The organism is Bacillus sp. WC2503 (assembly GCF_052682895.1).
In genome coordinates, this window is sequence record NZ_JBQYMD010000001.1 from 2,947,520 (window position 1) to 2,962,444 (window position 14,925).

At 40.1% G+C, this 14,925-nt stretch carries 13 protein-coding genes; 5 read left to right on the top strand and 8 right to left on the bottom strand.

Going from position 1 to position 14,925, the window contains the following annotated elements:
- Nucleotides 1–47 precede the first annotated feature (47 nt).
- The 3 genes from glnR to hflX form a co-directional block, all read right to left on the bottom strand.
- The gene (gene glnR, locus ACUN26_RS15015) at nucleotides 48–437 is read right to left on the bottom strand and encodes a transcriptional repressor GlnR (protein ID WP_000656783.1); all 390 of its coding nucleotides are present in this window, start codon (nucleotides 435–437) and stop codon (nucleotides 48–50) included.
- 175 nt (nucleotides 438–612) lie between these two features.
- The gene (locus tag ACUN26_RS15020) at nucleotides 613–1,884 is read right to left on the bottom strand and encodes a methionine gamma-lyase family protein (RefSeq protein ID WP_000460315.1); all 1,272 of its coding nucleotides are present in this window, start codon (nucleotides 1,882–1,884) and stop codon (nucleotides 613–615) included.
- On the bottom strand, nucleotides 1,877–3,151 hold the full coding sequence (gene hflX / locus ACUN26_RS15025; protein WP_000391423.1) for a GTPase HflX: 1,275 nt from the start codon (nucleotides 3,149–3,151) through the stop codon (nucleotides 1,877–1,879). The genes ACUN26_RS15020 and hflX overlap by 8 nt, the downstream gene beginning before the upstream one ends.
- A gap of 92 nt (nucleotides 3,152–3,243) precedes the next feature.
- Here hflX and ACUN26_RS15030 point away from each other — a divergent pair, with 92 nt between their 5' ends.
- Together ACUN26_RS15030 and ACUN26_RS15035 are read left to right on the top strand one after the other, a co-directional pair.
- The gene (locus tag ACUN26_RS15030) at nucleotides 3,244–3,867 is read left to right on the top strand and encodes a trimeric intracellular cation channel family protein (protein ID WP_000312260.1); all 624 of its coding nucleotides are present in this window, start codon (nucleotides 3,244–3,246) and stop codon (nucleotides 3,865–3,867) included.
- A 100-nt stretch (nucleotides 3,868–3,967) separates the two neighbouring features.
- Nucleotides 3,968–4,105 (top strand): hypothetical protein, encoded by a 138-nt coding sequence (locus ACUN26_RS15035; RefSeq protein WP_000181509.1) that lies wholly within the window; start codon nucleotides 3,968–3,970, stop codon nucleotides 4,103–4,105.
- Nucleotides 4,106–4,137: 32 nt separating this feature from the next.
- Here the strand turns inward: ACUN26_RS15035 and spoVK are convergent, their stop codons facing one another.
- The gene (spoVK, locus tag ACUN26_RS15040; RefSeq protein ID WP_000438193.1) at nucleotides 4,138–5,094 is read right to left on the bottom strand and encodes a stage V sporulation protein K; all 957 of its coding nucleotides are present in this window, start codon (nucleotides 5,092–5,094) and stop codon (nucleotides 4,138–4,140) included.
- A 265-nt stretch (nucleotides 5,095–5,359) separates the two neighbouring features.
- Between spoVK and ACUN26_RS15045 the strand changes: the two genes are divergently transcribed.
- Nucleotides 5,360–6,325, top strand: coding sequence for a tyrosine-type recombinase/integrase (locus ACUN26_RS15045; protein ID WP_000450335.1), 966 nt, complete (start codon nucleotides 5,360–5,362; stop codon nucleotides 6,323–6,325).
- A 113-nt stretch (nucleotides 6,326–6,438) separates the two neighbouring features.
- Nucleotides 6,439–10,011 carry a Gly-Xaa-Xaa repeat protein gene (locus ACUN26_RS15050; protein WP_445540881.1) on the top strand — a complete coding sequence of 1,191 codons (3,573 nt, stop codon included), beginning with the start codon at nucleotides 6,439–6,441 and terminating at the stop codon, nucleotides 10,009–10,011.
- An 80-nt stretch (nucleotides 10,012–10,091) separates the two neighbouring features.
- On the opposite strand, the gene hfq is transcribed toward ACUN26_RS15050, so the two are convergent.
- Nucleotides 10,092–10,316: an RNA chaperone Hfq gene (hfq, locus tag ACUN26_RS15055; protein ID WP_000813896.1), complete on the bottom strand. Its 225-nt coding sequence runs from the start codon at nucleotides 10,314–10,316 to the stop codon at nucleotides 10,092–10,094.
- 21 nt (nucleotides 10,317–10,337) lie between these two features.
- A complete protein-coding gene (gene miaA, locus ACUN26_RS15060) occupies nucleotides 10,338–11,291 on the bottom strand; it encodes a tRNA (adenosine(37)-N6)-dimethylallyltransferase MiaA (protein WP_000504365.1) in 954 nt (317 codons plus the stop codon).
- Between the two features lie 181 nt (nucleotides 11,292–11,472).
- Here miaA and ACUN26_RS15065 point away from each other — a divergent pair, with 181 nt between their 5' ends.
- The gene (locus tag ACUN26_RS15065) at nucleotides 11,473–11,718 is read left to right on the top strand and encodes a hypothetical protein (RefSeq protein WP_000814421.1); all 246 of its coding nucleotides are present in this window, start codon (nucleotides 11,473–11,475) and stop codon (nucleotides 11,716–11,718) included.
- A gap of 62 nt (nucleotides 11,719–11,780) precedes the next feature.
- Here ACUN26_RS15065 and entD read toward each other — a convergent pair whose 3' ends face one another.
- Together entD and ACUN26_RS15075 are read right to left on the bottom strand one after the other, a co-directional pair.
- The gene (gene entD / locus ACUN26_RS15070; protein WP_000734608.1) at nucleotides 11,781–12,713 is read right to left on the bottom strand and encodes a cell wall-binding protein EntD; all 933 of its coding nucleotides are present in this window, start codon (nucleotides 12,711–12,713) and stop codon (nucleotides 11,781–11,783) included.
- 348 nt (nucleotides 12,714–13,061) lie between these two features.
- The gene (locus tag ACUN26_RS15075) at nucleotides 13,062–14,918 is read right to left on the bottom strand and encodes a PTS fructose transporter subunit IIABC (RefSeq protein WP_000704651.1); all 1,857 of its coding nucleotides are present in this window, start codon (nucleotides 14,916–14,918) and stop codon (nucleotides 13,062–13,064) included.
- Between the last annotated feature and the right edge of the window lie 7 nt (nucleotides 14,919–14,925).

Sequence of the window (14,925 nt, forward strand, 5' to 3'; positions counted from 1 at the left end):
ATAAATTCCTCCTTAGTCCCTCTAAACACCTTCAGAATCAGTTATCTTTAGTGAAAAAACCTTGAAATGTCACCTTGTCGCAATGAAGTTCGATTAAATCTACCTGTATGTTGTAGTTCATCTCGAAGTATTTTGCGAAGCTCCGTTTTTGAAATTTCTTTCGTTTCTTCTTTTACTTTCACTGCTTCTGTTTGATTTTCTTTCATTAGTAACACTTGCTTAATACCAGCCATATTTAAGCCTTGATCTAATAAATCTTTAATCTCTAACAACTTATCTACATCGTTAAATGAAAATAATCTACGATTCCCCTTTGTACGGGTTGGAGAAACAAGATTGTGCTCTTCATAGTAGCGAATTTGACGTGCAGACAATTGTGTTAAATCCATAACAATACCAATAGGAAACAGCGGGGCAGAACGTCTATCTTCTTTCATTGTTTCAGTTCCTCCTTCGCCTTAACTGCTTCTCATTTTATATTATGTTATGTTTAGTGTCAATAGATGTTAGCTTTTCTTACATGATTTTTTAAAGTTTTTTTTCATTCTTTTTTCTAATGGCACAAATCATTACTTTTACACGAAAAAAGCTGCCGAAATCGACAGCTTCCCTTTAAGAAATTGTTAATAATTTTTTTTCGATTAACGCATCAATCGCAGAACAAATTGCAATCTTCACATGAGAATACGTTAATCCACCCTGTACATAAGCAACGTAAGGCGGACGAATTGGGCCATCAGCCGACAATTCAATACTTGCACCTTGAATAAACGTTCCCGCAGCCATAATTACATCATCTTCATAACCCGGCATATAGTTTGCGTACGGAGTGAAATGAGAATTAATCGGAGATGCATATTGAATCGCTTGACAAAAGGCAATCATACGATCTTTATCATCGAATTGAACAGATTGAATTAAGTCCGTTCTTGGCGCATTCCACGCTGGTGACGTGTTCATTCCTAACTTTTCTAAAAATGCCGCTGTAAAGATTGCACCTTTTAGTGCTTGTCCCGCTACATGCGGCGCTAAGAAGAACCCTTGGTACATTTCTTGTAAACTGTATAAAGATGCCCCTGCTTCAGCACCAATCCCTGGAGATGTTAAACGATATGCACATGCTTCAACATATTGTTCTTTCCCAACAATGTAACCACCAGTTTTAACGATTCCACCGCCTGGGTTTTTAATAAGCGAGCCCGCCATTAAATCTGCACCTACATGGCACGGCTCTTGTTCTTCAATAAACTCGCCATAACAGTTGTCAACAAATACAACTACATCAGGTTTAATTTCCTTAACAAACGAAATCATCTCTTTAATTTGAGAAATAGTAAACGACGGACGAGTAGCATATCCCTTTGAGCGCTGAATACCAATCATCTTCGTATTACTATGAATCGCAGCCGCAACAGCTTCAAAGTCCACAAGCCCCTCTTCCGTTAACGAAACTGCGTTATAACCGATATTATATTCTTTAAATGACCCTACACCTTTTCCGCGTACACCAACGATTTCCTCTAACGTATCATACGGTTTCCCCGTTATGTATAGTAGCTCATCTCCCGGACGTAAAATACCAAATAAAGCTGTTGAAATCGCATGAGTCCCCGAAATAATTTGCGGACGAACAAGACCCGCTTCCGCTCCAAATACATCAGCATACACTTTTTCTAATGTGTCACGACCAATATCGTCATATCCATAGCCAGTCGTTGGAATAAAATGCGAGTCACTAATTTTATGTTTACGAAAACTTTCTAATACACGAAATTGATTACTTTCAATCACTTCATCTGCACGTTTATGCACTTCTGTAATTTGACTTTCTACTTCTTTTACAATAGGAGCCATTTTTTCTCCATTTTTTAAACGATCAAACATTATCATTTTCTCCTTCTTCCACTAAAAATCTCTTTAACTGCCCATTATATGGCGAATAGGCAAATATATATCCTGTACAACTATATACAAATTTATCTTCCAGAAATTCCATCTTTGTTAATAGAGTTTCCGTCTTTAATAACGTTAACAACTTACCTTCACTCGGAGGAATCTCCACTTGATATGGATCCATTTCTTCCTTCATTTTCGTTTCTATCGCTTCTTTTATATGTAATAAATCGATTTCTTCAAAAGCACTAGTCATTAAGAAGTCGCTTTTCGGAAACGGAATAAAATTTTGATGTAATGCATCTTTTTTATTGTATAACGTAATAATCGGAATATGATTAATTTCAAGTTCTGACAATAACTTCTTTACCGTTTTCTCATGCCCTACATAGTTTGGATCTGCAGAATCAACAACATGTAAAATAACATCTGCTTCACCAGCTTCTTCTAGTGTTGAACGAAAAGCTGCAATTAACGACGTAGGTAAATCTTGTATAAAACCAACCGTATCAGTTAGCAACACTGTATAACCAGAAGGTAACGGCATCTTCCTTGTTGTCGGATCTAACGTTGCAAACAATAAGTTTTCTTCAAACGTATCCGCTTCCGTTAATCTATTAAATAGCGTCGATTTCCCTGCATTTGTATATCCTATTAATGAAACTTGAAATACTTTATTGTCTTTTCTTCTCTCACGGTATCTTTTTCGATGTTCCACAACAACCGCAAGTTGTTTCTTTATTTCATCAATACGCGATCGAATATGACGACGATCCGTCTCAAGTTTCGTCTCACCCGGCCCTCTTGTTCCAATACCACCACCAAGACGTGATAAAGACAAACCTTGCCCCATTAGACGCGGCATTGTATATTGCAACTGGGCTAACTCCACTTGAAGCTTACCCTCTCTCGACTTCGCACGTTGCGCAAAAATATCTAATATGAGTTGCGTTCGATCGATTACTCTTGCATCTAATACTGAGGATAAATTCCGAATTTGACTCGGCGTTAACTCGTTATTAAATATAATAACATCCGGCTCTAATTCTTCTGTTAACATTGTAAGCTCTTCTAATTTACCTTTACCTATATAAGTCACTGGATGAAACTTCGGTCGTTTTTGCGTTGTTGACACTAACACTTTCGCTCGCGCAGTCTTTGCTAACGATGCAAGTTCTTTCATGGAATGCATAAACTGTTCATCGTCATCTTGCTGTAATTGACAGCCTACTAATATGACTTTTTCTTTTTCTTCCATCAAATATGTTCACTCATCCTTTTCGAAATTTAAACCTTCTAATATAATAGCAGAGGAAGCACATTTCATCTAGTTAGCGGGGGAGAAAATTCATGGCATGGGAGATTTTTAGCATCATAGGCACAATCGCATTCGCACTAAGCGGAGCCATTGTTGCAATGGAAGAGGATTATGACATTTTCGGGGTGTATATTTTAGGAATGGCAACCGCATTTGGGGGAGGTGCCCTTCGTAATTTACTAATCGGTTATCCGATTGTCGCGTTTTGGCAACAAGACATGTTATTCCAAATCGCACTTTTATCAATGACAATTATTTTTCTTTTTCCAAATAAATTAATTAAACATTGGAAAAAATGGGAAAACATTACTGACGCTATCGGCTTATCAGCATTCGCCATACAAGGGGCATTATATGCTCAAAAACTAAATTTACCCATTAGCGCTACAATCGTAGCAGCTGTTTTAACCGGTATTGGCGGCGGGATTATTCGCGATCTTTTAGCCCGTAGAAAACCTCTCGTCCTTCGAGCTGAAGTATATGCTTTTTGGACGATTCTAGCAGGCTTCTTAATTGGGGCTCAAATTATTGTTAGTGATTGGGCTCTTTACACCTTATTCATTTTAATTGTTTGCTTCCGCATGCTTTCTATTCATTACAAATGGCATTTACCGCATCGACGTATCGACACAAACGAACGTTCAATGCATAAATAGCAATTCTAACCTCTTTACATATCGTAAAGAGGTTTTTCTTTTCTAACGATTTTTTCTTTACTTAATGTTTATACTAATTTTTAAAGTGAGGTGAATACAAATGACAAACCACGTTAATAAAGGAGCTCAAAAAAGCTCAGTAAACCAATTTGGGCACGATTCTAATTCAGCACACGAAAAGAGCGCTAAAATGGAACGTTTCCATAAATCTCACCAAGAAAAAGAAAAAAAAGAATAAACGAACATATGCACAAAAAACAGACGCACAGTTTATGTACTGTGCGTCTCCTCTTCCAACATTAAATCAACACTTGATATTCCAATTAAATCATACTTATCATACGTATCTTCTTGCAACAACCGCATAGCCTGTGTACGAATCGATTTTTCAACAATATTCCGTACGTATCGGCCATTACTAAACGATGTAATTTGCGACGAATACTTTACAGCATGTAAATGATCTCTAAATTTCCATTCCGCTTCCTTTGATAACTGGTATTCACGCTCTTCATACATTCTCTTCCCAATTTCCAACAACTGATTTACCGAATAATCCGCAAACTCAATAATAAACGGAAAACGAGATTGCAGTCCTGGATTTAATGAAAGGAAGTGATTCATCTCTCTTGAATACCCAGCCAAAATCAATACAAAACCATGTTGTTTATCCTCCATATGCTTTACGAGCGTATCAATTGCTTCCTTTCCAAAATCCTTCTCTCCACCTCGAGCTAAAGAATACGCCTCATCAATAAACAAAATACCTCCCATTGCTTTTTTTATTAAATCTCTTGTTTTTTGAGCCGTATGGCCAATGTATTCTCCTACAAGATCAGCACGTTCCGCTTCAACTAAATGCCCTTTTGATAGAATATTCATCTCAAACAACAATTTCCCTATCATTCTAGCAACAGTTGTCTTTCCTGTACCTGGATTCCCTTTAAACAACATATGGAGTACTTGCTTCTCAGATTTCAATCCCATTTCTTGTCTTTTTTTATTTACATAAATCCAAGCATATATTTCTTTTATTATCTTTTTTATATCATCCATCCCAACGAGTTTCCCCATCTCTTCTTCAATTCTTTGCAGCATCTCATGTTTAATTGTAGTTTCATTTGAAATTTCCGTTTTATTTTCTGATGCTGGTAAAGAAATTTTCTTTCGATGGTTTAACACAATATTAATTTGATTATTATTTTTCTTTCGCATCGATTGTTCCATACAATCACCTCATTTTATCCCGCAATTTGCAGGCAGTAAGACTCCCACCTCAAAATTCAGCGAATGCGAGGAAGTTAGGCGGGGGATAACTGCCCGTAAATGCCCGATTGGTGTGGGCTGATAATCAGCGGAGGATGAACACCCCCCCACTGATTAAAGTTTCACTTTATCCACTCAACACATATTATTATTCCCGTCCTTCTTACAAATGCCTATTTTCAGAAAAATTTGCTATAATATAAGAAATAATTAAGGTGGTGGGACTATGGAGACAACGGAATTCCATGATACAATACAAGCCTTTTCTATTTTTTTATTGAATAAAGGCCGAAAAACCTCAACCATTAAACGTTATGTTTATGACATTGAAGATTTCGGACATTGGTTAGAAAAAAACAAAAAGCTCCCTTCCAGTAATATATGGGCTACACTTTGTACAAAAGACTACGAAGATTACTTTTCCGACTTAAAAACGAATCGAAACTACTCAGAAAAGACGATGCATCGTGTATTTATTGTACTAAATAGAATGAATCATTTCCTAAACATCCCTAATCCATTAAAGAATATGGAAATTTCCATTCAACCAGATCGCGCACTACGAAATGAAGATTTTATTTCATCTAATGAAGAAAAAAAATTAAAGCGTATCGTCACTTCATTGGAAGGACTATCAGAAAAACAACGTCCTGTACGACCTTTATTGATGGATCGTAATATCACTATTTTAAACCTATTAATTGACTATGGTTTATCCCTACAAGAGCTTACAGCATTAACTATGTATCATGTTCACTTTGAAACTAATACATTATCTATCCCAGCAACCGCAGGAGTAGAAAGAACGATTACATTAACAAAAGAAGACAAAAAGCAATTATACACATACTACAAAAGCATCCCTGAACCCGTTCGTCCAAAATACCATAGTAATGACCCACTGTTTGTCGCATTCGATTTTAACCGCGGAACATACAGATGGGTATACGAAAATGATTCACCGAAGGGATTAACAGAAATCGCTATCCAAAAAATGATTCGCCTTGAAGTAGCTAGAGCTAATTTACGCAAAGGAATCTCAGGGCAACACTTTCGTAACACCTATATTTTAAACTTAATAAAAAAAGAAACGCCGGAATCAGAAATTATAAAACTAGCTGGATTCAAATCAAAAGTTTCACTAAAACGATATTATAAATACGCAGAAAATAGAAAAAACGCCTTATTGTAAGGCGTTTTTTCTATTTTTTCTTTAAACAAACGATTTTATTATGACCATTTAACTAATTTTTGCATCTACTATGATGAGTTTCATTCACATTCTCATTAGAAAGGAGCGATTTAATGTCTCGTTATGACGACAGTCAAAACAAATTCTCCAAACCATGCTTTCCAAGTAGTGCCGGACGAATCTTAAACACACCATCCATCCCAATTTCTAAAGCACAAATTAGAACATTTCGAGCGATTATTAACGATTTAATTAAAATAATTCCAAAACTTTTCGCTAATCCATCCCCTAAAAACATCGAAGATTTAATTGATACATTAAACCTACTAAGTAAGTTCATCTGTTCGCTAGACGCTACTTCCTCCCTGAAAGCGCAAGGATTAGCTATTATAAAAAACTTAATAACTATATTAAGAAATCCAACCTTCGTAGCAAGTGCTGTATTTGTTGAACTCCAAATTTTAATTAATTATTTACTTTACATTACAAAGTTATTCCGAATCGATCATTGTACACTCCAAGAACTCCTTAAATTAATTGCAGAGTTACAAACTACTCTAGTTAATTCAGCTTCGTTCGGCAGAGGGCCTACTGGACCTCGAGGTAACACGGGCGCTACTGGTGCTACTGGACCTACTGGACCTCGAGGTAACACGGGCGCTACCGGTGCTACTGGACCTACTGGACCTCGAGGTAACACGGGCGCTACCGGTGCTACTGGACCTACTGGACCTCGAGGTAACACGGGCGCTACTGGTGCTACTGGACCTACTGGACCTCGAGGTAACACGGGCGCTACCGGTGCTACTGGACCTACTGGACCTCGAGGTAACACGGGCGCTACCGGTGCTACTGGACCTACTGGACCTCGAGGTAACACGGGCGCTACCGGTGCTACTGGACCTACTGGACCTCGAGGTAACACGGGCGCTACTGGACCTACTGGACCTCGAGGTAACACGGGCTCTACCGGTGCTACTGGACCTACTGGACCTCGAGGTAACACGGGCGCTACCGGTGCCACGGGCGCTACTGGACCTCAAGGTGTTCAAGGTAACACTGGCGCTACTGGTGCTACCGGTGCCACGGGCGCTACTGGACCTCAAGGTGTTCAAGGTAACACTGGCGCTACTGGTGCTACCGGTGCCACGGGCGCTACTGGACCTCAAGGTGTTCAAGGTAACACTGGCGCTACTGGTGCTACCGGTGCCACGGGACCTCAAGGTGCTCAAGGTAACACTGGCGCTACTGGACCTCAAGGTGTTCAAGGTAACACAGGGGCTACTGGTGCCACGGGCGCTACCGGACCTCAAGGCGTTCAAGGTAACACAGGGGCTACTGGTGCTACTGGTGCCACGGGACCTCAAGGTATTCAAGGTAACACAGGGGCTACTGGTGCCACGGGACCTCAAGGTATTCAAGGTAACACGGGGGCTACCGGTGCCACTGGCGCTACTGGACCTCAAGGCGTTCAAGGTAACACGGGGGCTACCGGTGCCACTGGCGCTACTGGACCTCAAGGCGTTCAAGGTAACACAGGTGCCACGGGTGCTACTGGACCTCAAGGTAACACAGGGGCTACTGGCGCTACTGGTGCCACTGGACCTCAAGGTGTTCAAGGTAACACAGGTGCTACTGGTGCCACTGGCGCTACTGGACCTCAAGGCGTTCAAGGTAACACAGGTGCTACTGGGGCTACCGGTGCCACTGGCGCTACTGGACCTCAAGGTGTTCAAGGTAACACTGGTGCCACGGGTGCTACTGGACCTCAAGGTAACACAGGTGCTACTGGTGCTACTGGTGCCACTGGCGCTACTGGACCTCAAGGCGTTCAAGGTAACACGGGGGCTACCGGTGCCACTGGCGCTACTGGACCTCAAGGTGTTCAAGGTAACACTGGTGCCACGGGTGCTACTGGACCTCAAGGTAACACTGGTGCTACTGGCGCTACTGGTGCCACTGGACCTCAAGGTGTTCAAGGTAACACTGGTGCTACTGGTGCCACGGGCGCTACTGGACCTCAAGGCGTTCAAGGTAACACTGGTGCTACTGGTGCCACGGGCGCTACTGGACCTCAAGGTGTTCAAGGTAACACAGGTGCTACTGGTGCCACGGGCGCTACCGGACCTCAAGGCGTTCAAGGTAACACTGGTGCTACTGGTGCTACTGGTGCCACGGGACCTCAAGGTATTCAAGGTAACACAGGGGCTACTGGTGCCACGGGACCTCAAGGTATTCAAGGTAACACGGGGGCTACCGGTGCCACGGGCGCTACTGGACCTCAAGGCGTTCAAGGTAACACAGGTGCCACGGGGGCTACTGGACCTCAAGGTAACACAGGTGCTACTGGCGCTACTGGTGCCACTGGACCTCAAGGTGTTCAAGGTAACACAGGTGCCACGGGGGCTACTGGACCTCAAGGTAACACAGGTGCTACTGGCGCTACTGGTGCCACTGGACCTCAAGGTGTTCAAGGTAACACTGGTGCTACTGGTGCCACTGGCGCTACTGGACCTCAAGGTGTTCAAGGTAACACAGGTGCCACGGGTGCTACTGGACCTCAAGGTAACACAGGTGCTACTGGCGCTACTGGTGCCACTGGACCTCAAGGTGTTCAAGGTAACACAGGTGCTACTGGCGCTACTGGTATAGGAGTTACCGGACCTACTGGACCTTCTGGTGGACCTACTGGACCTACTGGACCTCAAGGTGTTCAAGGTAACACGGGGGCTACGGGGGCTACCGGACCTCAAGGTGCTCAAGGTAACACAGGCGCTACCGGGCCTCAAGGTGCTCAAGGTAACACAGGCGCTACCGGGCCTCAAGGTATTCAAGGTAACACGGGTGCTACTGGTGCCACGGGGCCTCAAGGCGCTCAAGGTAACACAGGCGCTACTGGCGCTACCGGACCTCAAGGCGTTCAAGGTAACACGGGCGCTACTGGACCTCAAGGCGCTCAAGGTAACACAGGCGCTACTGGCGCTACCGGACCTCAAGGCGTTCAAGGTAACACAGGTGCTACTGGTGCTACCGGACCTCAAGGCGCTCAAGGTAACACAGGCGCTACTGGCGCTACCGGACCTCAAGGCGTTCAAGGTAACACAGGTGCTACTGGTGCTACCGGACCTCAAGGCGTTCAAGGTAACACAGGTGCTACTGGTGCTACCGGACCTCAAGGTGTTCAAGGTATCCAAGGACCAACGGGTGCCACTGGCGCTACTGGTATAGGAGTTACTGGACCAACCGGACCTTCTGGCGGACCTACTGGGCCTACTGGACCTACTGGACCTAGCTTCCCTGTAGCAACAATTGTTGTAACAAATAACATTCAACAAACAGTACTGCAATTTAATAACTTTATTTTTAGTACTGCAATTAACGTAAACAATATGATCTTTAACGGCACAAATACAGTTACTGTTATTAACGCTGGCATTTATGTAATTAGCGTATCCATCGCTACAACTGCGCCAGGATGTGCTCCACTTGGAGTAGGAATTTCAATTAATGGAGCAGTCGCAACTGACAACTTCTCTTCAAGTTTAATAGGTGACTCACTTTCATTTACTACAATTGAAACGTTAGCAGCTGGTGCAAACATCTCTGTCCAATCTACTCTTAACGAGATTACGATCCCTGCAACAGGAAATACTAACATTCGCCTTACTGTATTTAGAATCGCTTAAATTTCACTATGTATTGTTTATGACAAATAAAAAAAGAGCGAGAAACTCGCTCTTTTTTTGTTATGTACAATAATTCATTACTACTCTAATTCAATCGAAACATTTTTTTGTGGTACGAATGTAGAAATTGCATGTTTATAAATAAGCTGTTGCTTACCTTCTGTTTCCAGTAGGACTGTAAAATTATCAAATCCTTTAATTAATCCACGAAGCTGGAAACCATTTAATAAGTACAGCGTAACAAACGTATTTTCTTTACGGAGTTGATTTAAAAACTGATCTTGAATATTGATTGATTGCTTCATGTCGAATCCTCCTCTTTTTCTCTACTTACTATTATTCGACTTTAGTTGTAACTTTCCTTCTATGTATCGTAAAATTTCTGACGTTTTTTCACCATCTGTAACATCAAACCATGTGACATCCATTTTATTACGGAACCACGTTAATTGACGTTTTGCATAACGACGTGAATTCGTCTTTAATTGTGATACCGCTTCTTCTAAAGAGACACGATTCTCAAAATAATCATATACCTCTTTATACCCAATCGCTTGAATAGATTGACAATCTCTTATCCCACGATTATACAGCCCTTCTACTTCCTCTAATAAACCTTGTTCCATCATTAAATCCACTCGTAAGTTAATGCGATCGTATAGCATTTCTCGATCCATTGTCAAGCCAATTAATGAAACATCATATAATAACTCGTTTTCTTGTTTTTCGAGTTGATCACTCATTTTTTCGCCCGTCGTGTGGAAAATTTCTAACGCCCGAATGACACGACGCACATTATTAGCATGAATACGCTCCGCGCTTTCTGGATCTACTTCTTGCAATTTTTCATGTACATATTCCACACCACGTTCTTGAGCTAGCTTTTCCATTTGCTCTCGGTATATAGCATCACCAGCATCATCTGTAAACTGATAATCGAATAAAACTGATTGTATATAAAGACCGGTTCCACCAACAATAATCGGTAATTTACCCCGCTCTGTAATTTCTCGAATATGTTTACGAACACGTTCTTGAAATTCTGCGACAGAAAATGAATCTTCCGGATCTTTTATATCGACCATATAATGTGGAATTCCGTCCATCTCTTCTTTTGTCACCTTTGCTGTTCCAATGTCCATCGTGCGATAAATCTGCATGGAATCTCCACTTATAATTTCACCATTCAACGCTTTGGCAAGGTCAATACTTAACTTCGTCTTTCCAACAGCAGTTGGTCCAATGATGACAGCAACCTTTTCGCGTTGCATTTCTCCCATATCATTCAACTCTCTTTATGTAATATACTCCATCTATTGATTATATCCAATCTTAACAATTTTAACGGTACGATTGCAAGTTCTTTCATTCTGGTACATGAAATTTCATATAAAAAAGAACATAGTTTGTCCAATTCTGCATACACATGATAAAAAATAGCTTTGAGAGGATGAGTTGACTATGAAACAATCTACCATCAATTTTTCATCTTTAACAAAAGACCTTATTTTAGCCACTGCTACAAAAGAACAAAACTGTTCACAAGAAGAATTATACTTCGCTCTAAATTGTTTGCTACGTTCTTTTCATTCTACGCTCCAAGAAACAACATTACATCCAGAAAATAAAAATACAGAGTATATGCAGACTCAATTTTGCAGTGCATATAAAATTCTTACAGGTACAACTATTTATCCCTTTCAATAATCCATAAAAAGCGGTTGCTTGAAAATATGTAAGCAACCGCTTTTTAAATTAATACATATACACTATTGTATAACTTTCACTTTTACAGACTTACGGCCCCAGCTATTAGCACTACCATCTGAGCCCACTAATACATCAATACGATTTCCTTTAATAGCACCACCAGTATCTCCAGCAATCGCTTCTCCATATCCTTCTACCCATACTTTCGATCCAAGTGGAATTACCTTTGGATCAACAGCAATTACTTTCATATTTGGATTCGCTGTTAAATCATGCCCCATTGCAGTTAATACACGACCACCATACGTACCATTCTCACTTGGATTTGCTGTATACGCCGTCGCTTCTACTGTTATTTCACGTCCACCAGCAGGGGCACTTGTTTGAGTAGATTTCGCAACTTGTTTCGTAGTTGACTGCTGTTTTACCACAGGTTTATTTGATTCTACATTCTTAACAGACTCTTTGCTCTTAACTGCTTTATTATTTTTAACCGGCGTATTTACTCTTTCCGGCACTTCTTCTTGCGTTACAACTTCTTTCTTTTCAATTACCGGTGCCGTCCCTGTTAAAAATGGCACGTGAACATATGCAACTTTTCCATTGTAGTCGAATTGTAACCATTCATTTTGAACTTGATTTGTCGTTTCAATCAAATCATTTTTATTAAATTTACCAAGAATTTCAGAGTCAGTATTCGCTCCAGCACGAATATTTAATACATTCGCAGTTACATAATACGTACTTTTAGTAAATTCAGCACTTACAAATGCTTCTTTACCGTCTAATTTAATTTTCGACCATCCGTTTTCTGTATTTATAACATCTAATTTATTTCCACTTAACATTTTACCTACAAGCTTTGACTCTACATTTGGGTTTTCTCTCACATTTAATACGTCTGTTGTTACAATCGTTTCTGCTTTCGCAGAACCTGCAAAAATCCCAAGACCAAAAACTGCCGCTGTTGCTATACCTAATAATTTTTTCATGAATAGCCTCCATTTGCTTTGTTTTCGTATTTTCATTATAGCAACAGATTTTTTAGTTTTTTAGAAATCACACAATTACAAAGCATTCGTAATATACGATTAACGAGTTGTAACATAAATTTCCATATTAATAAAATGCCTTTTCAATAGAAACCCCAATATTTTTCATATATTTTCCACATACAAGCATGAAAATTTTTTTCCAAAAAAAATTACAGTATTACTGTTTTGTTACAAAAAAACCATATTCCATTACATCTTTTACCATAAAACATCATTCTCCAATTATTAATCTCTTTTTTTGTAATAAAAAAGAGTAACTTATAGTAGCTACTCCTTTTTCATTTGTTATTTAACTTTCTTTTTCCAAATTCCCATCATAAGAGCAGAAATAGCTGTCCCTACTAGTATAGAGAAAATATATAGCAACGGTTTATTTACTAATGCTATAACAAATAACCCACCATGTGGTGCCGGTAATGTAATTTGGAATAACATAGATAACGCACCTGCAATACTTGAACCAACAACACAACTTACAATTACTCGAATCGGATCTGCAGCTGCAAATGGAATTGCACCTTCTGTAATAAACGATGCTCCCATAATATAATTTGTTAAACCAGATTTACGTTCCGCTTCTGTAAACTTTGTTTTAAAGAATGTAGTTGCAAATGCAATTGCAAGTGGCGGTACCATACCACCAGCCATAACAGCAGAGTGAACTCCAAAGTTCTGCGCTTCTATTGCAGCAATACCAAATGTAAATGCGGCTTTATTAATTGGACCACCCATATCGATTGCCATCATACCACCTAAAATAAGACCTAGTAATATAGCATTTGTACCGTTCAAACCATTTAACCATCCTGTTAACATTTCATTCAATGCTACTACAGGTGGATTTACTACTTTTTGCATTACAACTCCTGTAATTAACAATCCAAAGACTGGATATAACAAAACAGGTTTAATTCCTTCTAACTGCGCTGGTAATCCTGAAAATAATCTTTTCAATCCTAAAACAACATATCCAGCTAAGAAACCAGCAATTAATCCACCTAAAAACCCAGCATTCGCATGTGCCGCTAAAAATCCTCCGACAACACCAGGCATAAAACCAGGACGATCAGCAATAGAACTCGCAATAAATCCAGCTAAAATTGGTACAAGGAATAAAAACGCCCCTGTTTTTCCTCCACCAATAGACATGAACAATTCAGCTAATGGACCTTCCGCCTTTATACCACCAAACGAAAACGCTAGCGCTATTAAAATTCCACCGCCAACAACAAACGGAAGCATATTACTTACACCGCTCATTAAATGCTTATAAATTCCTAATCCTTTTTCCTTCTCTATACTCTCTGACTTCCCATTCTCTTTTACACCTTTAAAGATTGGTGCATCTTGTTTGACAGCTCGATTAAGAAGCTTTTCCGTTTTTCTAATCCCATCAGCTACTGGCACTTGAATGACATGTTTTCCAGCAAAACGATTCACTTCTACTTGTTTATCTGCCGCAACGATAATGGCCGTTGCACGTTCAATGTCCTCTTTCGTTAAACCGTTTTTTATACCTGTTGATCCGTTCGTTTCAACTTTAATCGCAATCCCTAACTCTGCCGCTTTCGCTTTCAAACTATCAGCAGCCATATATGTGTGAGCGATTCCAGTCGGACAAGCTGTAACAGCTAATACGTATGGTTCATCCCCTTCTGGTTTCGCTACTTCAACTTCTTCTTCTTTTTCATTCTCTTTTTCATCAAATAAGCGAAGAAGCTCCTCTTCATCCTTCGCTTCTAATAATTGCTTGCGAAAGCCTTCATCCATTAATAATGTAGAAAGACGGGACAACGTTTCTAAATGTGTATTATTCGCTCCTTCACTTGCAGCAATCATAAAGAATAAATGTGCAGGCTGTCCGTCAAGCGATTCATAATTGATACCGCTTACACTTCTACCAAAACAAATCGCCGGTTGCTTAACAGCCTTCGTCTTCGCATGAGGTATGGCAATGCCTTCCCCAATTCCAGTCGTACTTTGGGACTCCCGCTTTAAAATAGCTTCTTTAAATTCCGTTTTACTATTTAAACGATTTGCCCCACTTAATTTCTCAACTAATTCATCTATGACAGCTTCTTTATTTGAAGCTGTCAAATTCATAATGACTGTATCCCTTTTTAATAGTTCTGTAATTTTCATATGTTAC

Coding starts and splice junctions, on each gene's coding strand:
- glnR (WP_000656783.1), bottom strand. CDS start 437: ATGAAAGAAGATAGACGTTCTGCCCCGCTGTTTCCTATTGGTATTGTT.
- ACUN26_RS15020 (WP_000460315.1), bottom strand. CDS start 1,884: ATGTTTGATCGTTTAAAAAATGGAGAAAAAATGGCTCCTATTGTAAAA.
- hflX (WP_000391423.1), bottom strand. CDS start 3,151: ATGGAAGAAAAAGAAAAAGTCATATTAGTAGGCTGTCAATTACAGCAA.
- ACUN26_RS15030 (WP_000312260.1), top strand. CDS start 3,244: ATGGCATGGGAGATTTTTAGCATCATAGGCACAATCGCATTCGCACTA.
- ACUN26_RS15035 (WP_000181509.1), top strand. CDS start 3,968: ATGACAAACCACGTTAATAAAGGAGCTCAAAAAAGCTCAGTAAACCAA.
- spoVK (WP_000438193.1), bottom strand. CDS start 5,094: ATGGAACAATCGATGCGAAAGAAAAATAATAATCAAATTAATATTGTG.
- ACUN26_RS15045 (WP_000450335.1), top strand. CDS start 5,360: ATGGAGACAACGGAATTCCATGATACAATACAAGCCTTTTCTATTTTT.
- ACUN26_RS15050 (WP_445540881.1), top strand. CDS start 6,439: ATGTCTCGTTATGACGACAGTCAAAACAAATTCTCCAAACCATGCTTT.
- hfq (WP_000813896.1), bottom strand. CDS start 10,316: ATGAAGCAATCAATCAATATTCAAGATCAGTTTTTAAATCAACTCCGT.
- miaA (WP_000504365.1), bottom strand. CDS start 11,291: ATGGGAGAAATGCAACGCGAAAAGGTTGCTGTCATCATTGGACCAACT.
- ACUN26_RS15065 (WP_000814421.1), top strand. CDS start 11,473: ATGAAACAATCTACCATCAATTTTTCATCTTTAACAAAAGACCTTATT.
- entD (WP_000734608.1), bottom strand. CDS start 12,713: ATGAAAAAATTATTAGGTATAGCAACAGCGGCAGTTTTTGGTCTTGGG.
- ACUN26_RS15075 (WP_000704651.1), bottom strand. CDS start 14,918: ATGAAAATTACAGAACTATTAAAAAGGGATACAGTCATTATGAATTTG.